General features: G+C 61.7%; 20 protein-coding genes. 5 read left to right on the forward strand and 15 right to left on the reverse strand.

What is annotated here, in order from left to right; genetic code table 11:
• Positions 1 to 29 precede the first annotated feature (29 nt).
• From OHL12_RS06280 to rfbH, 4 genes are all read right to left on the reverse strand, one after another.
• Positions 30 to 1,106: a 3-dehydroquinate synthase gene (locus OHL12_RS06280; RefSeq protein ID WP_263412971.1), complete on the reverse strand. Its 1,077-nt coding sequence runs from the start codon at positions 1,104 to 1,106 to the stop codon at positions 30 to 32.
• Positions 1,090 to 1,797 carry an SDR family NAD(P)-dependent oxidoreductase gene (locus OHL12_RS06285; protein WP_263412972.1) on the reverse strand — a complete coding sequence of 236 codons (708 nt, stop codon included), beginning with the start codon at positions 1,795 to 1,797 and terminating at the stop codon, positions 1,090 to 1,092. The genes OHL12_RS06280 and OHL12_RS06285 overlap by 17 nt, the downstream gene beginning before the upstream one ends.
• On the reverse strand, positions 1,797 to 2,594 hold the full coding sequence (locus OHL12_RS06290) for an aldolase/citrate lyase family protein (RefSeq protein WP_263412973.1): 798 nt from the start codon (positions 2,592 to 2,594) through the stop codon (positions 1,797 to 1,799). The genes OHL12_RS06285 and OHL12_RS06290 overlap by 1 nt, the downstream gene beginning before the upstream one ends.
• Positions 2,595 to 2,668: 74 nt before the next feature.
• Positions 2,669 to 4,012, reverse strand: coding sequence for a lipopolysaccharide biosynthesis protein RfbH (gene rfbH, locus OHL12_RS06295; protein ID WP_263412974.1), 1,344 nt, complete (start codon positions 4,010 to 4,012; stop codon positions 2,669 to 2,671).
• Between the two features lie 155 nt (positions 4,013 to 4,167).
• Between rfbH and rfbF the strand changes: the two genes are divergently transcribed.
• Positions 4,168 to 4,938: a glucose-1-phosphate cytidylyltransferase gene (gene rfbF / locus OHL12_RS06300; RefSeq protein ID WP_263412975.1), complete on the forward strand. Its 771-nt coding sequence runs from the start codon at positions 4,168 to 4,170 to the stop codon at positions 4,936 to 4,938.
• A complete protein-coding gene (rfbG, locus tag OHL12_RS06305) occupies positions 4,923 to 6,041 on the forward strand; it encodes a CDP-glucose 4,6-dehydratase (protein ID WP_263412976.1) in 1,119 nt (372 codons plus the stop codon). Before rfbF ends, rfbG begins: the two co-directional genes overlap by 16 nt.
• 107 nt (positions 6,042 to 6,148) lie before the next feature.
• Here the strand turns inward: rfbG and OHL12_RS06310 are convergent, their stop codons facing one another.
• From OHL12_RS06310 to OHL12_RS06320, 3 genes are all read right to left on the reverse strand, one after another.
• Positions 6,149 to 6,349 carry a helix-turn-helix transcriptional regulator gene (locus tag OHL12_RS06310; protein WP_263412977.1) on the reverse strand — a complete coding sequence of 67 codons (201 nt, stop codon included), beginning with the start codon at positions 6,347 to 6,349 and terminating at the stop codon, positions 6,149 to 6,151.
• Positions 6,346 to 6,720 carry a hypothetical protein gene (locus OHL12_RS06315; RefSeq protein WP_263412978.1) on the reverse strand — a complete coding sequence of 125 codons (375 nt, stop codon included), beginning with the start codon at positions 6,718 to 6,720 and terminating at the stop codon, positions 6,346 to 6,348. Before OHL12_RS06315 ends, OHL12_RS06310 begins: the two co-directional genes overlap by 4 nt.
• Before the next feature lie 185 nt (positions 6,721 to 6,905).
• Complete coding sequence (locus OHL12_RS06320; protein WP_263412979.1) at positions 6,906 to 8,081, reverse strand: pyridoxal phosphate-dependent aminotransferase; 1,176 nt, start codon at positions 8,079 to 8,081, stop codon at positions 6,906 to 6,908.
• Positions 8,082 to 8,154: 73 nt separating this feature from the next.
• Here OHL12_RS06320 and OHL12_RS06325 point away from each other — a divergent pair, with 73 nt between their 5' ends.
• Positions 8,155 to 8,967, forward strand: coding sequence for a hypothetical protein (locus tag OHL12_RS06325; RefSeq protein ID WP_263412980.1), 813 nt, complete (start codon positions 8,155 to 8,157; stop codon positions 8,965 to 8,967).
• Here the strand turns inward: OHL12_RS06325 and OHL12_RS06330 are convergent.
• The 6 genes from OHL12_RS06330 to OHL12_RS06355 all read right to left on the reverse strand — a co-directional run bounded on the left by OHL12_RS06330 (position 8,960) and on the right by OHL12_RS06355 (position 15,995).
• Positions 8,960 to 10,000, reverse strand: coding sequence for an LLM class flavin-dependent oxidoreductase (locus tag OHL12_RS06330; RefSeq protein ID WP_263412981.1), 1,041 nt, complete (start codon positions 9,998 to 10,000; stop codon positions 8,960 to 8,962). The genes OHL12_RS06325 and OHL12_RS06330 overlap by 8 nt on opposite strands.
• Before the next feature lie 81 nt (positions 10,001 to 10,081).
• Positions 10,082 to 11,542, reverse strand: a complete 1,461-nt coding sequence (locus OHL12_RS06335) for a sugar transferase (protein WP_263412982.1) — start codon at positions 11,540 to 11,542, stop codon at positions 10,082 to 10,084.
• Positions 11,543 to 11,739: 197 nt separating this feature from the next.
• Positions 11,740 to 12,480 carry a sugar phosphate nucleotidyltransferase gene (locus tag OHL12_RS06340; RefSeq protein WP_263412983.1) on the reverse strand — a complete coding sequence of 247 codons (741 nt, stop codon included), beginning with the start codon at positions 12,478 to 12,480 and terminating at the stop codon, positions 11,740 to 11,742.
• Positions 12,480 to 13,595 (reverse strand): CgeB family protein, encoded by a 1,116-nt coding sequence (locus tag OHL12_RS06345; RefSeq protein WP_263412984.1) that lies wholly within the window; start codon positions 13,593 to 13,595, stop codon positions 12,480 to 12,482. Before OHL12_RS06345 ends, OHL12_RS06340 begins: the two co-directional genes overlap by 1 nt.
• Before the next feature lie 193 nt (positions 13,596 to 13,788).
• Positions 13,789 to 14,640, reverse strand: coding sequence for a hypothetical protein (locus OHL12_RS06350; protein ID WP_263412985.1), 852 nt, complete (start codon positions 14,638 to 14,640; stop codon positions 13,789 to 13,791).
• A 275-nt stretch (positions 14,641 to 14,915) separates the two neighbouring features.
• Entirely contained in the window at positions 14,916 to 15,995 is a 1,080-nt protein-coding gene (locus tag OHL12_RS06355) for a hypothetical protein (RefSeq protein ID WP_263412986.1), read from the reverse strand.
• 223 nt (positions 15,996 to 16,218) lie between these two features.
• Between OHL12_RS06355 and OHL12_RS06360 the strand changes: the two genes are divergently transcribed.
• Together OHL12_RS06360 and OHL12_RS06365 are read left to right on the forward strand one after the other, a co-directional pair.
• The gene (locus OHL12_RS06360; RefSeq protein ID WP_263412987.1) at positions 16,219 to 16,968 is read left to right on the forward strand and encodes a ribonuclease HII; all 750 of its coding nucleotides are present in this window, start codon (positions 16,219 to 16,221) and stop codon (positions 16,966 to 16,968) included.
• Positions 16,953 to 17,681, forward strand: a complete 729-nt coding sequence (locus OHL12_RS06365) for a PIG-L deacetylase family protein (protein ID WP_263412988.1) — start codon at positions 16,953 to 16,955, stop codon at positions 17,679 to 17,681. The genes OHL12_RS06360 and OHL12_RS06365 overlap by 16 nt, the downstream gene beginning before the upstream one ends.
• A gap of 39 nt (positions 17,682 to 17,720) precedes the next feature.
• Here OHL12_RS06365 and OHL12_RS06370 read toward each other — a convergent pair whose 3' ends face one another.
• Complete coding sequence (locus tag OHL12_RS06370; RefSeq protein WP_263412989.1) at positions 17,721 to 18,416, reverse strand: protein-methionine-sulfoxide reductase heme-binding subunit MsrQ; 696 nt, start codon at positions 18,414 to 18,416, stop codon at positions 17,721 to 17,723.
• A 49-nt stretch (positions 18,417 to 18,465) separates the two neighbouring features.
• Positions 18,466 to 19,434: a protein-methionine-sulfoxide reductase catalytic subunit MsrP gene (gene msrP / locus OHL12_RS06375; protein WP_263412990.1), complete on the reverse strand. Its 969-nt coding sequence runs from the start codon at positions 19,432 to 19,434 to the stop codon at positions 18,466 to 18,468.
• Between the last annotated feature and the right edge of the window lie 119 nt (positions 19,435 to 19,553).

The following is a 19,553-nucleotide window of genomic DNA, read 5'->3' on the forward strand; positions in this document are numbered from 1 at the left end:
TCCTGCGGTTGCGCTCGCTCCGGAGGCAATCAGGCGTAACTTTCAACCACTTCCTGCACCGCGCTTCGCGCCCGCTCCAGCGTTTCCGGAGTTCGCGGCAGCCGTGCCAATTCCACGCGCCCGTCCGGGGCAATCAGGATGAACGTGTAGAAATCTTTGCCGTGCTTCTTATCCGATCCGATGCGATCCAGCACATCGTCCAGATCCAGCGTCGGCAGCACCGACCTGACCGTCGCATCCGACGCCATCATGGTTCGCAGGTGCTCGCGCAGCCGCGTCACACTCGGCACTGCGCTGTAATCGACACCGGCGCGCTCCTGCATGGCAATGGCGCACTGAATGCCCAGCCCCACCCCAATGCCATGTGCAATGGCAAAGTGCGAGGCGCCCTCCATCGCATGACCGAACGTGTGCCCAAAATTCAGCAGCAATCGTTCCTTACGGTCGAACTCGTCGATCTCGATGAACCACTTCTTGGATCGGAGGCTGTTCAGGATCAGCCCTTCCAGAGCGTCCGTACTCATGTCCACAGAAGGCTCAAAGCTCATGTGCTTTGCGAATGATTCCTCGCCGTGGCAAAAGCAGATCTTCACCGCTTCAATGAGCCCGCTTGCGCGCTGATCCGGAGGCAGGGTATGAACGAACTCCGGATCCACCAGCACTCGCTCCGGCGGATGAAACGTCCCCACAAGATTCTTGTAGGGCCCCACGTTGATGCTCGACTTGCCACCGATGCACGAATCCACCATCGCCAGCACGGTCGTCGGAACATACGTCCACTTCAGGCCGCGCATGTAGACCGACGCGATGAACGCTGACAAGTCCTGGATAATGCCGCCGCCCACGGCGACCAACTCCGTGGATCGGTTTGCACCTCCACGCCGCATCTGCTCAATCAGCGCCGGCGAAGCTTCGAGCGCCTTATTGGTTTCGAGCGCCTCTACAAACACCGGATGCGCCGCCTCGCTCGGCCACGCACTTCGGAAGAACTGATCCGCGATGACCGCGGAACCCGCGAACTCACCCGCCCAGCGCGCGAAGCCGCCGGCCTCCACGTGCACGCTGTACTCACCACTGGACGACTGGACGCTAAAGGATGCGGACACGGCTGAACCCCAGATCGGCCGCAACAAACTGGCCGGTAATGCCGGTGTTCTCCGGCGAACACAAATACAGCACTGCGGACGCGACATCCTCGAGCGTCGACAGGCGGCCAAACAAGGTGGCAGACTCCAGCACACCGATCTGCTCCGCCGTCAGGTTCTTTCGCGTCATCGGAGTGTCGAGCGCACCCGGCAGCACGGCGTTCACCAGGTGCCCCTCCGCCCCCAGGTCCGCCGCAAGCGACAACACCAGCCCCTGCAACGCCGCCTTGGTCATCCCATAGGTCAACTTGTTCTGACGCGCGATGGTCTGCCAGATGGAGCTGATCACGCACAGCTTCGCCGGCGCGGTGAGTAGCTCGGCCTGAAGCAAACCCTGCAGAGTGACAAGGATGTAGCCACAGTTCGCGCGGTAGACCTCTTCGTGCCTGGCGAGGTCCACGGTTCGGATGCTGTCGTTGACGTTGGCTCCCTGTGCCCAGCAAACCGCGTCAAATGGACCGGCAGCTGCAAGGTCGGATCCGGCCAACTCCTCCGCGAACGGGTCATGGGTGAGCGCAGTGACACCAGGCCCGGTCACAGTGGGTTGTGTGCGTGCTACCGCGACCGTGTGCCAGCCTCGCTCGGCGGCGGCGATAACGATCGCGCTTCCGATCGCACCGCTCGCCCCGAAGACCAGAAGACGGTGCGCCATTAACGGTTCAGTACCGCCCAGCGCTTTTCGAGCATGTCGATACGCTTGGCGTCTTCCTGCTGAATCGAACCGTAGTAGTCCCGCTTGTTCAACAGCCAGAGCAGTTCAAAGTGAACCGCGTTCAGCAGGCCGTGATCGATGTGCGGCTGCTTTGCCGATTGCGCATCGAAGATCACCTTGCGCGTCTCGAACCGGGTCAGGTGTACGTCGACCATCTCCTTCAACACGGGGATCGAATCGCTCGAAACACCGCCGCCGACTACCAGGTCGATTCCCTTGGCCTTTGCTGCCGCAGCCGTCTTCAGAACGTAGTCCGTTACTTCGCGACCGTTGATCGCGTCACGTCCCAAACCGGCGGACAGCGAGAAGTCCACACGACCGAACACCACGCCGGCAATTTCCGGCGCCTTCGCCGCGAACTCGGTCATGTCGTCCAGGTGCTCGAACGCGTTGATCGTTTCCAGGTTGAAGAGGAAGTCCGTGTCTTCCTGCTCTTCCTTGCTGTACACCTTATCCACTGCTTCAGCGAACTTCGACAACGCGTAACGACTCTCGATCATGGGCGCGATGATGTAGTCGACGCCGATCTGCTTGGTCTCGATCAGGTCGCGCATGGCCTCGCAGCCGCCGATCTTGATCGCCAGCTTCAGCCCGGCTTTGCGGCAGATTTCTACCAGCCGCAGCATCTCGTCGACGCGCGTGCCTTCCGCTTCATACTCCGCCTTCACCGCCAGGTAGCCATACTCCTGCCGTCCCTTGGTCAGCAGATCCAGCATTTTGCGCTCGCGCCCGTTCATCCTTTGTTCTCCTGAAACCGAAAACCCCGAGGGGCTGCAAAAGTTATGCCGGGGACGACAATCCCCGGCAGGCATTATGCCGTGATCGGCAACACGGCGCTTTGTTCCGCAAAGGCATGCATCGTCTCTGCGATGTAGTCCAGCATCGGCTCCGTCAGGCCCGGGAACACACCTACCCAGAACACCTGGTTCATCACGAAATCGGTGTTCGTCAGTTCGCCCACGACGCGGTACTCCCAACCCTCATAGGCCGGTTGACGCAGCAGGTTGCCGGCAAAGATCAAACGCGTCCCGATCTTTTTCGCATCCAGCGTCTTCGTCAATTGGTCGCGCGTGAACGGAGCCTCCGGCTTCACCGCGATGGGAAATCCGAACCAGCTCGCGTCGCATCCGGGCGTTGCCTCCGGCAGCACCAGCCAGCGCTCCATTCCAAGGGACTGCAGCTTGGTTCTCAGATAGGCAAAGTTCTGCTTGCGGCGTTCGATGAACTGCGGCAATTTCGCAATCTGCGACACGCCCAGCGCGGCCTGCATGTCAGTCGCCTTCAGGTTGTAGCCAACGTGCGAGTACGTGTACTTGTGATCGTAGCCACAGGGCAGCGTGCCCAGTTGCCAGTCAAACCGCTTGCCGCAAGTGTTATCCACGCCCGGCTCGCACCAGCAGTCCCGGCCCCAGTCGCGAAAGCTTTCAATCAGCACCTTCAGCGCGGGCTTGTCCGTCAGCACGGCTCCGCCCTCACCCATGGTGATGTGGTGCGCCGGGTAGAAGCTGACCGTGGCGATGTCGCCGAACGTGCCAACCTTCTTGCCATTGAACTCTGTGCCCAGCGCGTCGCAGCAGTCCTCGACCAGCCACAGGTTGTGCTTCTTGCAGAACTCACTCACCGCTTCCACATCAAAGGCGTTGCCCAGCGTGTGCGCGATCATCACAGCCTTGGTCTTCTCGCTGCGCGCCGCTTCCAGCTTGGAGATATCGACTTCGTAGTGCGGCAGCGTCACATCGATGAACACCGGAACGCAACGGTTTTGCAGGATCGGATTTACGGTCGTCGGAAATCCCGCTGCAACGGTGATCACTTCGTCGCCGGGCTTGATCTGCCGGTCGCCCAGCTTTGGGGATGTGAGCGCCGAAAACGCCACCAGGTTCGCCGAAGATCCGGAGTTCACCAGCGAGGCCGACCGCAGCCCGAAGAAGCGCGCAAGCTTGCGCTCGAATTCCTTCGCCCATCGACCTGTTGTGAACCAACCGTCCAGCGCCGAGTCGACCACCGCGGCCATATCGTCGCCGTCGATCACCTTGCCGGAAACGGGTACCGTGGATGCGCCTGCCTCGAACTCGCGCGCCGGAAACGCCTCGCTCTGAAACTCCCGCGTCAGAGCCAATATCTGTTCGCGAAGGGCTTGTGCTTTTTCTGTCATGACCTGCCCCTAGCTTACACAACACCGGGAGCGTGCGATGCATTCTCACCTACCACTTGCGTTACATTGGAACGAAGGTTCCACCGACCTAAACTCGCTACAACATCCGCCCAGTCACCGCATTTCAGCGCAGTGACTATGGCATCGGGGTACGCATGAAGGCAGTGATTCTGGCCGGAGGTCTTGGAACCCGGCTCAGCGAAGAAACATCCGTTCGACCCAAGCCCATGGTCGAGATTGGCGGCAGGCCGATCCTCTGGCACATCATGAAGATCTACTCGCACTACGGCATCAACGATTTCATCGTGTGCTGCGGGTACAAGGGCTACGTCATCAAGGAGTACTTCGCCAACTACTATCTCCACATGTCCGACGTGACCTTTGACATGGAAAAAAATTCCATGACGGTGCATGGTTCCGTCGCAGAACCCTGGAAAGTAACTCTGGTGGATACTGGCGATGGTACCGGAACGGGCGGTCGCCTTCGCCGCGTGGGCAAGTACCTGGAGGGCGAAGAGGCCTTCTGCATGACCTACGGGGACGGCGTTTCCGACGTCAACATCGCAGAGCTGATCGAATTCCACAAATCGCACGGCAAGGAAGTCACCTTGACCTCCGTTCAGCCTCAGGCCCGATTTGGCGCTCTTGGTCTGAAAGACTCACACGTCTACGCCTTCCAGGAGAAGCCCAAGGACGAGGGCGGTTGGATCAACGGCGGCTTCTTCGTTCTGTCCCCACGCGTTCTGGCAGAAGTAACGGACGACGAGTGGATGTTTGAGCGCGAACCCATGGAAGCACTCGTCGCCAAGGGCGAGGTGCAGGCCTTCTTTCACCATGGCTTCTGGCAGGCAATGGATGCGCTGCGCGACAAGCACCAGTTAGAAGAGCTGTGGGCGAAAGGCAAGGCGCCGTGGAAGCTTTGGTAAGCGCCGCCGGCAGTGTGATCGGCCCGGACCGCGCCGTCTGGCAGAACCGTCGCGTCTTTCTTACTGGACACACCGGATTCAAAGGTGGCTGGCTCTCTCTATGGCTCGCGCAACTGGGTGCACGAGTTCGCGGTTATGCGCAGGACCCCTACACCACGCCCAACCTTCTGGAGGCGGCGAAGATCCCGTCCGTGATTGAGGACGTACGCGGCGACATCCTCGATCGGGCCAAACTCGAAGCAGCGATGACGGAGTTCCAGCCGGAGATCGTCATCCACATGGCCGCACAGCCGCTGGTTCGCCTCTCCTACGTGGACCCGCTTGGCACTTACGCGACCAATGTGCTTGGTACGGGTCACGTTCTGGAGGCCGTGCGCAAGACACCTTCGGTGCGTGCCGTTGTCTCCGTCACGACCGACAAGTGCTACGAGAACAAGGAGTGGCACTGGGGCTACCGGGAGAACGATCCCCTCGGCGGGTACGATCCGTATTCCTCGTCTAAGGCCTGCGCAGAACTGGTTACGGCAGCATACCGTCAGTCGTTCTTCAACGTCGCCAAGTTCGCGGAGCATCGCTGCGGCATCGCCTCAGCACGCGCCGGCAACGTCATCGGGGGTGGAGACTGGTCTGACGATCGGCTGATCCCCGATCTCGTCAAGGGCTTCCTGCGTGGCGAGGCTGTCCGCATCCGCCGTCCCAACAGCATCCGTCCCTGGCAGCACGTGCTCGAACCTCTCTGGGGCTATATCCGCATTGCCGAAGAACTGTACAAAGGGAACGCGTCGGCCGCATCGGCCTGGAACTTCGGACCGGCCGATGACGATGCTTGGCCCGTTGGGCGCATCGCGGAGAAGATGGTGCAGGTCTGGGGTGATGGTGCGAAGTGGATCCTGGACGCCGATCCCGGTGCCCATGAAGCCGGCTACCTGAAACTGGACGCCAGCAAGGCTCGCGCCGAACTCGGTTGGCACCCATCGCTTCACATCGGCACCACGCTCGAGTGGCTCGTCAACTGGTACCGGGCACAGGACCGCGGCGAAGACATGCAGGCGTACACCCTCAACCAGATCACCGCCTACGAAGATCTCCTGAAAGCGTCGTGACCTTTGCCCATTTCCGCCGCGAGCCTCTCGCGGCGGAAGTGGGCGGACCTGCCAGAACTTGGTACCAAGAGGCGCGGTTCAGCGAGACAGCCGCACCCGGACGACCTTTACTCCGCCTCAAACCAAAACACCCGGTCCAAGGCCACCTGCAACATCGCCGCAATCAGGAACGCCACTTCCAGCGAGGGCGAGTACTTCCCGCCTTCGATTGCGTTCAGCGTCTGGCGGGACACCCCGATGCGGCTCGCCACGTCCTGCTGCGTCAAGCCCCGCTCCGCTCGCAGTTCGCGCAACCGGTTCCGGATCATGCTGTCCGCCGGTACAGCGCCATTTGCGTTGCCAGCTTCGTCAGTTCCGCCACTGCGATGGCAAACAGCAGCGTATTGATGACCGCTGCCGCGCTCAAGGCCGCGAGAAAGCCCAGGTGGTGTGCCGTCGAAGCGATCGTCACCATCAGACCGGCCAGCAGCACAGAGTACCCTACCCGGTACCCGCGGCTTTCGATCGCGCGGTCCCGCTCATCCCGCCATTCCGGATTGCTCGTCAGCGCCAGAAGTGACTGCAACACGATCTGGGCCACGATGAGCCCGAGTACGAGGTACAACGTTTCGACCAGGTGCACCTGCCGATGCCGAAGCATCCAGAAGTATGCCGCGTACAACAGTTGCGTCCCAAACAAGATCCAGACTCGCTTCTCCTGATACCCCATGCCCAGCCTCCAGTGTCAAGAAAATTTGACACAACCAAGCTACGTCTCAGCTCCTAAGATGTCAAAAATCTTTGACACTACGTCGACTGACCAAGCCGACGTTTTCGTTCTCAAGGCGAGGAAGCGATCAACTGATGAGGCCGAGGCGGCAGACTTTACAGCTTCCGCAGTGCCTCGCAGGCTCGGTCCAGGTCGGCCTGCTGCTTGCCGAAGCAGAACCGCAGCATCGTTTCTCCCCTACCCTCTCGGAAGAACGCCGATCCTGCAACGGCGGCCACGCCGGTCTCGCGCAGCAGCGTGCGTGCCCGCTCCGCAGCGTTCGCTCCCGGAATGCGCGACGCCTCCGCGAAGATGTAGTACGCGCCTTGCGGTTTCGGTGCGCCGAAACCGGCACTGGTCAGAACCTCGCAAAGTTGGTCTCGCTTGCGCAGATGCTCCGATTTCAGATCGTCGTAGAAGGAAGTTCCGGCAAGTTGGGTCAGCCCCGCTAAGGCTCCGTACTGCCCGGGCGAGGGCGGGCAGATGTACACCAGGTCGTGAAAGTACCCGATCGCCGGAACCAGGTCCGCCGGTGCAGTAAGGTACCCGATGCGCCAGCCAGTCACGCTGAACGTCTTCGATACTCCTGAAATCGTGATTGTGCGCTCGCGCATGCCCGGCAGCGTGGCCATCGACACATGTTTCGCGTCGTCGTAGATGAAGTACTCGTAGATCTCGTCCACGATCACATACAGGTCGTGCTCCTGTGCCACGTCGGCAATCTGCTGCAGTTCTTCCCTGCTGTAGACCTTGCCGCATGGGTTTGCGGGTGTGTTGATGATGATGGCGCGCGTACGGTCGGTGATCGCATCTCGCAGAGCCTGCGCATCCAGCTTCCAGTCGGGTGGGGTCAGCGGAACGATTGTGGCGGACATGCGCAGGCTGACCACCGTACTCACGTGATACCCGTAGAACGGTTCGAAGAAGATGACCTCGTCGCCGGGATTCAGCAATGCCAAAAGCGTTGCATACAGCGCTCCCGTCGCCCCGTTCGTGACCAGCACTTCCTTCTCCGGATCGGCAACGATGCCGTTGTGCTCCTTCAGCTTTGCCGCGATGGCATCACGCAAAGCGGCGATCCCGTCCAGGCGGGTGTAGATATTGCGGCCGCCTAGGATCGCATCGATTGCCCCCTGCTGCACCACCGTGGGCGCGGGTGTGTCACAGATGCCTTGAGCCAGGTTCACACCACCCGCGGCGTCACAGGCCACGCTCATGGCGCGAATCTCCGATTGAACAACGGCCGGGGCGATGTGGCTGAGGCGGGCGGGAACCTGGGAGCGTGCGGGCATGACTCAATGTGCCGGAAGTGACCGGGCGGAGGCAAGTGTGCCATCTCAGAACAGCCGCGCATCTCATGAGCCCATGAGCGAGCCGCGCCGATTCACGCTGCAACGGGAACAGATGTTCGATCTTCAGAAGACTGGCCGGCTGGCCGAGCTGTTCATGGTTCCGCGAGAACAGCGGACAGCCGCGTGGATCGACGCCTTCTTCGACGCAGTGTGGCACGCTTCTCTCGAAATCCCGGAGTCGCCCTTCTTCCAGGGGCCGGACACGTTTACCTACCTGCGCATGCACGTACCGTCGCCAGGCAAGCCGTTCCAATCGAACTCGCTGTCGAACGTGGGTTCTTTCGCAGTGGAACGCGGCGCTGGCGTTGCCATCTTCGCCTCTCCGGAGGCACCCGAGCCCGAATTCGTCCTCAGCATGGGCCGAGTCGATAGCTTGCTGCGCTACGACTCCTGGCGTGGCGATCCGGTCGACCTGGAAGAGGTGGCCGCTAAAGCCGCAGCTCAGACGAAAGACGAGCACGGCATGGAGACCTTCACCGCGCAACGTGGAATGGAGGTGATGGTCGGTTCGCCAAACACCACTCTGCTGCCGCCACACACCGCGGGCATGTTGCACCGGCACCTGGCCGAAGGCTGGCGCATGTCTGACCCGCGGATCGCCCTGATGATCGTGCCGGACATGGCGCCCAGCCGCAACCTTGTCCTCGGTAGGAAGTTGAGCGAGTTTCCAGATGCCGTCACTGCGGCGAGGCAGACGCAGTCACTGCTCTGGTATCTTCCGCCCTCGCGCAGCCTGGTGCTCATGCCCGAGAGCTGGACCCTCGACCAGATGCGGCCACTTACTGAGTTCTTCAAGAAGATCGAGGTCGGACCAACCGCTACCTAGCTGGGTCCAGAGGCTGGCTGCGAATCACCGTCTCGCCAAATCTCTCCATCTCTTCCAGTTGCGGGCTGAACTGCAGCAGCAACAAGTCGACGCCGGCACGCTCGAACTCGCCCACGCGGTCGGCAACCTGCTGCGGGGTTCCGGTCAGGCCGGAGCGCAGGCCACGGTTGGACACCGAGTACTCCTCGATCGACATCTGCCGTTCCAGCTGGGTTCCGCTCAGCCATTGCTGGTAGTTCGCAAAGCCCTTTGCGCTCGCGTTCACATCCGTGATGCGCGCCAGTTCCGCCTTCACCTCGGCTTCGGAGTCGCGCACGACGGCATATCCCGCCACCCCATACTCCATCGGCGGCAGGCCCAGGCGCTCCCGGCGCTCTCGCATGTCCGTGATCTTCGCTGCCACGTGCTCGGGAGAGTCGCCGTGCATGACATAGGCGTCACACTTCTGCGCGATCAGGTTCTTCGCGGCTTCGCTTTCGCCGCCGGCATAGATGGGAGGCCGTGGTGTTCGTACCGGCTTCGGTTCCATCACGGTGTCCGTAACGGTGTAGTGCTTGCCAGCGTGGCTGAAACGGGGCTCCGACCAGATGCCGTTAACCACGTCGAGCCACTCGCTAGTGCGGCCGTAGCGATCGTCGTGCTGGTCGAAGTGGACGCCGTACATGGCAGCTTCCTGCTGCCACCACGACGACACGACGTTCAGGGCGAGACGGCCGTTCGAGATGCGGTCGATGCTGGCAGCCTGTTTGGCAAACAGGGCGGGAGCATGAAAGGTGGGGCGAACCGCGACCATGAGTTCCAGCGTCTCGGTGACGGCGGCCAGGGCCGCGGCCGTGGACCACGCGTCCAGGCTCGGTGCGTCGATACCCTTGATATCGTTCAGGTTCAGTTCCGCAATCAGCGACAGGTCGAAGCCGATCTGCTCGCTGCGCTGCGCAAGCCGCCGGGTATATGACCAGCTTGCTTCCATGCTTTCGTTTTCAACGTTGCGCAGCCAGCCACCAAAGACCGGCATCCAGTACCCGTAGCGCATCAAACTCTCCCTGCTCCTTCGATTATGCGGGAGGTTGACGTGTGTTACACACGATGTGCGAGGGGCACGGGAATCGGAGGGCTAGGAAGCGCCACTGCCCCGCAGTACCGCAGGAAGGGTGCGCATCAGGATTCGCGCATCCATCAGCAGCGACCAGTGGTCAATGTAGTAAAGATCCAACTTGATCCAACCGTCAAAGCTGGTCGACGACCGTCCACTCACCTGCCACAGGCCAGTCATGCCCGGCTTGACGCTGAACCGCCGCACCAGCGACAGCTCTGCGAAATTGCTCACGTCGCGCATGGGCAGTGGCCGTGGGCCAACCAGCGACATCTCTCCCCGCAGAACGTTCCACAACTGTGGCAACTCATCGAGCGACGTCTTGCGAAGCAGACGTCCGATGGGCGTGATGCGAGGATCTTCCTTGATCTTGAACACCGGGCCACCGGTCTCGTTCAAGTGCTCCAGCCCGGCTTGCTGCTGCTCCGCATCCGGCACCATCGACCGAAACTTGAACATAGGAAATCGGCGCTTGTTGAGCCCGTAGCGGACCTGCGAAAAGAACACCGGGCCGGGGCTGGTTGCCTTGATGAGACCGGCAATCAGCAGCATGAGCGGCGAGAGCAATAGCAGCCCGATCAGGGCACCGGCGACATCGAAACTGCGCTTGATAATCTGCCGCAAATCGCTGTGGACCATGTGGAAGACGACGCGCTCGGCGTTGTCTCCCTGGGACTGACGCCGCTTCGTGACAGACGTCGCAAATTGGTCCGACAGGTACTGCGACCGAACGCCGCTAGCCTCACACAACTGCAGAACCTCGCAGATGTCCTCGTAGCACGACCGCACGGGCAGCGCGATCAGCACTTCGTCGATGTGCTCGCGCATGAGCAGGTCTTGCAGATCGGAGATGGTGCCCAGGATCGGCCGGCCCGCGAAAGTGCTTTCTGCAACAGGAACCGAGTCCACATACCCCACCACGTCATACCAGTACTGGCGATCCAAAGAGAGCCGCGCTGAAAGCTCGCGCGATCGCTCGCCTGTTCCGACAATGATGGTGCGCCGCGTCTCCCGTAGCATCGGGCGAACATAACGGTCTGAGCAAAGCGCCAGGCCACGGCTGAGCGCGGCCAGCATGTAGCTGCCCACGAAGAAGCTGAGCAGCGGCGTGATGATGCTGCTGTCCAGGTTGCGCAGGTGCAGCATGATCAGCGTCATGACGGAGCAGATGCCAATGCCCGTGTACAAGCGCAATAGGAGGTTGCTGCCGTTCGTGATGCGACGGCCGTCGTACGCTCCGATCGAGTGCAACACGGAAGTCCAGAACAGGGCGCAAAGAGACAGAACAAGCAGGCCTTTGACTGGTACACGCAGCGCAAGAATGTAGGCAGGATGGTGCAGGGCGTTGCTCAACCCGGACGGCATCGTCAACGCACATAAGCACAGCGTAAGCAGCCCGACATCGGTCAGCTTCATGCACACGCCCAGAACGGGCTTGTAGGAAACTGCGGCCGATCGGGACGTGGCAAGCTGCTGCTTCATGCGGGCTAAGCGACTCCGTGAGTCCGCAGAAATGCTTTGCTGCGGCGTATGGACCCGGCCGACGATGATCTGTTCCTGCAACGTCATTCGCAGGTCAGTCTAGAGTTGTTCCCCTGCCCGCCCGATGCCCCGTAGGTGGTAGGCGAGAGCGCGGTGAACACTGCGTCGATGAGACCAAAAGCCTTATCGGCTACATGCTATGCCAATTCAGTCCCGGGCTCGGAGAGAAGCCGGATCGCGGCGCGGTACCCATGCAGAGTGCCGGTATCCACGTACGAGCGTCCCGCCCGCACCCCGCATGCACGCCCGCCTTGTGCGAGCCATGCGTTCACCAGAGTTCCAAGGTATTCGTCTTGCCGGTCCGCTTGGCACCACAACGCATGCAGTTCATGGAAGACGCGGCCCGGCATCCGTAACGCACCCCAGATCCAGTGACTGGTGGCCTTTGGATCCTTAACCTGGATCTTTTCTACGTCGCCCGCCTCGGTGGTCACCACGGCGTCAAACAACTCCGGCCTCTCCACAGGAAACAGGAGAAACGAGAGGCGATCCTCAGGCAGTTGGGCGAGACCGTCATGCGGGAACCAAATCGTGTCCGGCAGACCGATTGCGACCGGTTCGTCCGGCCCGATCACCGGGGCCGCCCGAAACAGCGCATCACACAATCCGCCCGCTGCGGGCTGCACGGCGTACACGATATCCGCGCCCCAGACCCGCGACCCGTAGTAGGCGAGGATGTCCGACTTGCCCGGAGAGATGACGAAGCAGAGCTTGTCGCAACCGGCCGCGATCAGGCGCTCCACCAAGTACTCGCTCACCGCTCGGGGCCGCTCCGTGCCGTCCGTTTCCACGCGGCTGCCCACCGGCAGCAGTTCTTTGCTAAACGCCAGCGGCTGGATGCGGCTGCCAAGACCGGCGGCCGGAATGATGCCCCACATCAGCGTGCTCCCGCGATTGCTAGCGTTGGGACTGCTGGGTGCCAGGCCTGCTCCAGCAGGCTCTCCAGCGTCTTGGCGCGCGCGTCTGCGGTGTGCTCCACCAAGACCCGATCCCGCGCCTGCCGTGCGATGCGATTCCGCTCTTCCGGGGAACGCTGCAATGCATGCACCACGTCGTCCGGGGAGTCGACCAGCAGGATCTGCTCCCCGGGAGTCAGAAACGTGTCCAGGCCCTCCCACTGGTCACTCAGCAACGGCGTGCCACAGCTTGCCGCTTCGAACAGACGTCCCGACGGGCAAAACCCGTACTCCGCCATGGCTTCTCGCGTGATGTTGAGCGTCCACTGCGAAGACGAGAAGAACGCGGGGTGCGCCGCCGGTGGAACGTGACGATGGAAGAACAGATTGCTGGTCCACGGGAAGTCTGCCGGATACTGCGCTCCACCGATTAGAAATGCGCGCTCAGGCAAACGCCGCGCTGTTTCAAGAAACAGTCGATCCAGCGCCGGCTGGCGATCGGGGGCGTAGGTGCCCAGGTACGACAGATCGCAGAGGTAATGCTCCTGAGGCGGCACCGGGTGGTGCTGCAACGGATCAACCCAGCCATACAGAGGCGCGACGTTCCTCGCACCGAGTCGCTGTTGCAATTCCGTCAGGGCGCGGCCACCCGTGTAACTGAGCACCAGGTCGAAACCGGCCAGACCGTCCGGAGGCAGGTATTCGGGACGTTCCCCGGAGTCCAACGACCGCAACGTGACCGGCGTATCCAGGTCGTAGAACACCTTCAGACCAGCCTTGGATTCGAGCAGCATCTGCGCAACCTGGCTGCCTTCCGGACAGTAGCTGGTCACAATCGCCACGTCGGCACTGTCGAGCGCCTGCTGCGCTGCAGCACGGACGCCGTCAAGATCCGGGTAGAACTGCAGTTCGCCACCGCCCGGCAGCTCCGTCAGGTCACGTGCATCGCGATAGTACTGAACGTCTTTTTCAAAGAAGGTGACGTGGTGGCCGCGATCGGAGAGAGCCCGCAGCAAGCCGCGCCAGAGCGTGGCGTGGCCGTTGCCCCACGATGAGCTCACCGTCAGGCCGAAGATCGCAATGTTCCATCCAGACAAGCAGAGTTCCCTGAGAATGCTAACGGCGGTCGGACGGTGCCAGGACTGATCCGGCCCGCGCGTGACCGCGTGGTAATTGACACTGAGATGCAAAGAGGAGCCTGGCGTAGCCAGACTCCCCGGTGAGCCAGAGGGCGAAACCTTGCCTGCAGCATACACAGCATCTATGAAGATGCTGCGGTTCGCCGCAATGCTAGCGCCGGCCCGCCTTCTTTGCTGTGGACTTGACTGAGGCGCCCTTCTTGGCCGGCGCCTTTTTCGCTGCGCTCTTGCTTGCGGTCTTCTTGGCGGCGGCTTTGGTGGCCGGCTTGTTCGGTCCGCGGCCGCCCTGGTAGCCCTTGCTGCCGCTCGACTTCGAAGCCGACTTCTTCGCCGAGGTGCCCTTCGCGGCTGTCTTGCCTGCCGACTTTGTGGAACCCTTCTTCGCGGCTGCCTTCGTGGCCGGCTTGTTGGGCCCGCGTCCGCCTTGGTAGCCTTTGCTGCCGCTGGACTTCGTGGCCGACTTGCTCCCGGAGGTCTTCTTAGCGGACGTCTTGCTCGCCGCCTTCTTCGCAGAAGTCTTGCTTGCGGAACTCTTCTTGGCGGAGGCGCTCGCGCCGCTAGTCCGCGAGGCTGACTTCGCGCCAGTGGTCTTCGACGCTGATTTAGCGCCACTGGTCTCCGACGCCGACTTCGTCGCGCTCTTCTTTGCGGAAGCCTTCTTAGCCGGGGCCTTCTTCGTCGACTTCGACGAGACGGACTTCTTCGCGCTCTCCGACAGGCTCTCGGGATGCACGAACTTGTTGAAGTTGCTTTCCGCACCCTCCGACGTGACGTCCTGGTACACCATCACCAGACCGCTTTCATCGAACTTCTTGAAGAACGGCTCCCAATCGATTTCCTGCAGCTTGTCGTCGTTCGCGTTCGGAGCGTCGGGGAACTCCAGGCGGATGATGCCCACCTCGTCACCCTGTTCCGTGCTGGCCACGTCCGCCGGCCGCCCGCCCCGCTTCTCTGCCCACGCTCGAATCTCGTCGTGGTCCTGCGTCGTCTTTGTAAGCGCCATCCTATTCACCCCTGTGTGATTGCTGCGTTCAGTCCGGGCTGCACCGACGATGCAGCACTCATCGACTGTGATGACGCATGGTCCCATTGTGCTGTCTGCTTCGGCAATACCTTTCTTCTTTTCAGCACGGTCGAGTTACAAGTACGCACACTTGTGCGGACCGCGAACGAAGAATCGGCTGCTCCCGCACAGCACAGGATGGTTGAGGCTAGGGTGGAACTTCACCGCCCCGAGTTGCGGATGCTCCGTCCAGAACACCCGCCTAAGGGTCGCGGCTAGCGCGAGTGATCTTCCGCGATGCCCGTGCTTGCCGCCCCTGAGCCGTCCGGCGGACGCTCTGAAGTAGTGGTGCTGAAGGCTCCCGGTGTCGAGGCGACCTGCCCGGCCTTGCAGGGTGGAGGCGTCACAAGTGTCCCGTTAACCTTCACGGGCCTAGTCGTCGTTCCAGCGGCAACCTGCTGACACGGAACCGCGGCCGCCTGCACCTCCATGCCCTTGGGCAGGGCGGGAGCGTTGGCCAAATGCCGCTTCTGTTCGTCGCTCATGGGCAGAGCGCCGGGCCAAACATACGGAGCTTTGTTCACCGTTCCATAGCCGATGCTTGGGTATCGGCCGGGCTGTTGGAAGTCATGATCCACGGCGAAGAAGATAGAGCGCTTTGCCTTGCCGGATAGCGGCTTTTCGCTGGAAAGCTGGACCACGTGGTCGTCGGGCGTTGTGATGGTGAGGGTCGGTCCGTCCAGCGCATCCTTCAGCTCTGTGGAGTAGGGGAAATGCACGGGGGAGGCGACGATGGTGCCGTAACCCGGCACAGACACATACAGGTAGAGGAAGCTCGGAATTTCGTAGTTGAGCCGTGCACGGCCGATCATGCCGTCGACCGTCAGGGTGCCATTCTGCACGTTCAGCTCTACGCGCTTTTGCTTCAGCAGCTCTTTCCGTTTCTCCTGGCAGGACTTGTCCTTCTTCGCGCACGGTGGGATCTTGACGGGATTACCCTGGTCGTCAAAAACCGAGATGGCGATCTCGTTGTCTTCCAGCTTCAGCAGCTTGGCTTCCGCCTCCTGCTGTTTTTTCTGTTTCTCCGCTTCCTTCTGCGCCTTGGCTTCTTCCTTCTTCCTGTCTTTGTCGACGTGCCCGGCGGCCTTCGCTTCTCCGCGGGAGATCGGGTCGTCGGGCTTGCCCTGTCCCTCGGAAGTTGCAGGGGGAACAGCAGCGACCGTGCCGGCCGGCTGTGGCTGTGAGGCAGCCGGGGCCGGAGCGCCGTCCGATACCGAGGAGCCGGGCACTTGCTGGGCGGTCAGAACGGAGCACGCGAGCAGGATTGGAGCGAAGCGGAGATAGGCAAGGCGCATTGGGGGCAGTTCCTTCAAAGGCGGTGTCGAACGCCATCAAGATAGCCAAGCTGTAGCCTATCGGCGATACCCCTTTCGGGCCAGTACACTGAAAATCGACGTGCCCAAGCGACAGACTTCTCTAGCAAAAAGCCAGCGCAACCGCCTCCCGGGCAAGCCGGTGGTACCGGCGGAGTTTCGGCGCAAACGGCCCATGGTTCCCGCTGGATGCACAAAGGAGCAGATGCTACGGGAGGCCATCTGTTCCGACGCTCCCGAGGAGGCCCTGAGATACCGCGGATTCGCCAGCATCGCGGGCATCGACGAGGTCGGCCGGGGAGCCCTGTTCGGCCCTGTCGTCGCGGCTGCGGTCATCCTTCCGCGGCGTACCACGCGACTGCAGCGCCTCGGTCTGCGCGACTCCAAGCAGTTGAAGCGCGAAGATCGGGAACGTCTCGATCGCGAAGTGCGCAAAGCAGCGATCGCGTTCGGCATCGGTGAGGTGGATGCAGCGGGCATCGACCGGATCAATATCTACCAGGCGAGCCGGCTGGCCATGCGTCTGGCCGTGGAAGCTCTGCCCGTTGAGCCCGATCACCTCTTGATCGACGCGCTGCGAATCGAACACGCCTGCGCGCAGACCAAGATCATCTATGGCGATTCGTTGTCCATCTCCATTGCGGCAGCGAGCGTAATCGCCAAGGTGCACCGCGATGCCATGATGCGTGAGATGGACAATCAGTACCCGCAGTACGGGCTCGCCAACCACAAGGGTTATGCCACGCCGGAACATCGCGCCGCGCTCAAGAAGCACGGTCCGTGCGAGCTGCACCGGCGCAGCTTTGCCCCGGTTGCGAAGTTCTACGGTCCGGAGGCGTTGCGGCTAGCACTCGAAAACGAGGAGCGCCTGCAGGAACAGGCGTTGCGGGACGATGACGTGCTGGACACTTTGCTGAACGATGCACCTGAGGAGGAGCTTTGCCTGGAAGATTGATGTGCGTGGTAGCGCACCCGGACGATGAATGCTTCGGCTTCGGCGGAGCTTTGGCGCTGGCAGCCGATGCGGGATGGTCGACAAGCGTGATCTGCCTCACGGACGGCCAGGCCGCAACAAACCGCGGCACCTCCACAGACAGTGCCGACCTGGGTCGCATGCGTCGCGAAGAGCTGGCCGCAAGCTGCCGGATCCTGGGCGTTTCTGAGCATGAACTGCTGGACTACCATGACGGACGCCTGGAGTTCGCAAGCTTGCACGAGGTCGGCAGCCGTTTAGTCGAGCGCATGCGCTCCTGGAAGCCCGATGTCGTGCTCACCTTTGCTCTGGATGGTGGCCTAAACGTGCATCCGGACCACGCCGCGGTGAGCGCCTTTACCTCGGCGGCGTTCCGCTGGTCAGCGCGGTCCAAGCGCTATCCCGAGCTCGGGCTGCCACCGTGGACACCGCAGCGGCTCTACCACCTGAGTACCGACTTCTGCCTCGCCGATCGCGAGCCGCTGCTGCCCTCACCGTGGACGGTCAAGCTCGACATCACAAGCGTGAAGCAGCGCAAAGAGGAAGCCTTCCTGGCCCACACATCGCAGGTTGCGGTGTACGACAAGGTGAAGCCGTACTGGGACCGCTACGGAGATTTCGAGTACTACACGCAGATGGCAGCAGCGTCGCCGGAGCAGATGCAGCAGACTACCTCAATCTTCGAAGAGCAGTAATCGGTCTGCACGGCACACCGCCCCTCTCGGCAGCTTCGATCAGGCCGCGGTTTGCAGGGTGGGCCGCGCCCGCCGCTTCTGCCACCAACTCCACGCGGGTCGGGCCAGCAGCAGGACTGCGAGGACTACGGTATCGGCGAGCGGCGCCAGATTGCCCTTCTTCACCAGCCACCAGTAGTGCACCATAGCCAGAATTGCTGCACCGTAGACCACGCGATGCAGCGTCTGCCACGGTTTGCCGCCCATTCTCCGCATCACGCTCTGCGGGGACGTAATCGCCAGCAGGAACAGCAGGAACCAGGCCAACAGTCCAACCTGGATGAACACGCGCTTTTTCAGGTCATCGCGCAGGGTCGGCCACACATCGATCCAGTTCTGGCGTAAGGCATGCCACTCGTGCGCTTTCACGTTTGCCAGAGCGGAAGTGATGTCGAAGCCGGAAAAGAGGAAGACGTACACCAACAGGTGCAGCGTCGCGTAGTAAAAGGCGAACAGGCCGACCATGCGGCGGTAGCGCACCAGGAAGCCGAGCCTCGGCGAAAGGCGCCGCACCGGCGAGATAGCCAGACCGATCAGCAGGCAGTACACGGCCAGGTCGCCCGTGTTGTGTGTCAGCGTCGCTACGGGATCGGAGCCGAGTTGATTGGCAAGCAGAGCCCGGACAAGCAGTAGTGACGGCGTGAGGAATAGCAGGAAGATCAACGGCTTCGTCCACTGCACGGCGCGGTTGGTCATGCGTGCTCTGCCCTGCTCTTCACGGTCTGGTAGCCCTCGTTCGCGACAACTAGTAGTTCTTGATCAGGTCCATGCCCTTATACAGGCCCGCAACCTGCTCCGCATAGCCGTTGAACGGCAGCGTGGGTACCGTGTGCGGCAGCAACGAGGTGTCGATGCGCCGTTCGTGAGCCTGGCTCCAGCGCGGTTCATCCCTTTGCGGGTTCACGTTGCTGTAGAAACCGTATTCGCTCGGGCTCAGGGTATCCCATGTGGTTGCGGGTTCCTCCGCGACAAAGCGGATGCGGGTGACCGACTTGGCTGACTTGAACCCGTACTTCCACGGCACGATGATGCGCACAGGCGCGCCCTGCTGATTTTCAAGGGTCTCGCCATACGAGCCGAACGTGAGCAGGGTGAGGGGGTGCATCGCCTCGTCCATCCGCAGGCCTTCGCGATACGGCCACTGGATCATGCCGGGAGCGTCGGACTCCTGCTTGGGGTCGAAGAACGAGATGAACTCGACGTACTTCGCCTGCGCCTTGGGCTGAGCGAACTTGATCAGTTCGGCAAGCGAGTAACCGACCCAGGGGATCACCATGCTCCATGCTTCGACACAGCGGAAACGATAGGTGCGGTCCTCCAGCGGACGGTAGCGTAACAGGTCGTCGATGCCGACCGTCTTCGGGTTATTGCAAAGGCCTTCCAGCGTGACCGTCCAGGGCCGCGTATGCAGACTGCCGGCGTGGTCAGCGGGATCGCGCTTGTCTGTGCCGAACTCGTAGAAGTTGTTGTAGGTGATCGCCTTCTGCTTGGGCGTGACCGTCTCGTTAACGGCCGGAAATGAACCTGGGCGCGAGGGCAGTTTGTTCGCCGCAAAGGCAATCCCGGGCGTGCCGATGGGTGGCAGCTTCTTGCGAGCTTCGTAGAGCAGGCCCGCCGCCGCCAGCCCGCCGAAGATCAAATTCCTGCGGTTCAGGAATTTCTCTCTCGGTGTTACTTCGGAGGAACGGAATTCCGGTGCGTTCTTGAGCAACATCAGGCTGACCCTCTGAACAGTAGACGCGCGCCAAGCTCCCGTGGATTGATCATTCGCCGGTGCGGCGAACAGAGCGACGCGCGCCTTTCAACCGGATCGCATCAGAGTGTTCTGAGGTG

It is taken from the genome of Terriglobus aquaticus, from assembly GCF_025685415.1.
GTDB lineage: Bacteria > Acidobacteriota > Terriglobia > Terriglobales > Acidobacteriaceae > Terriglobus > Terriglobus aquaticus.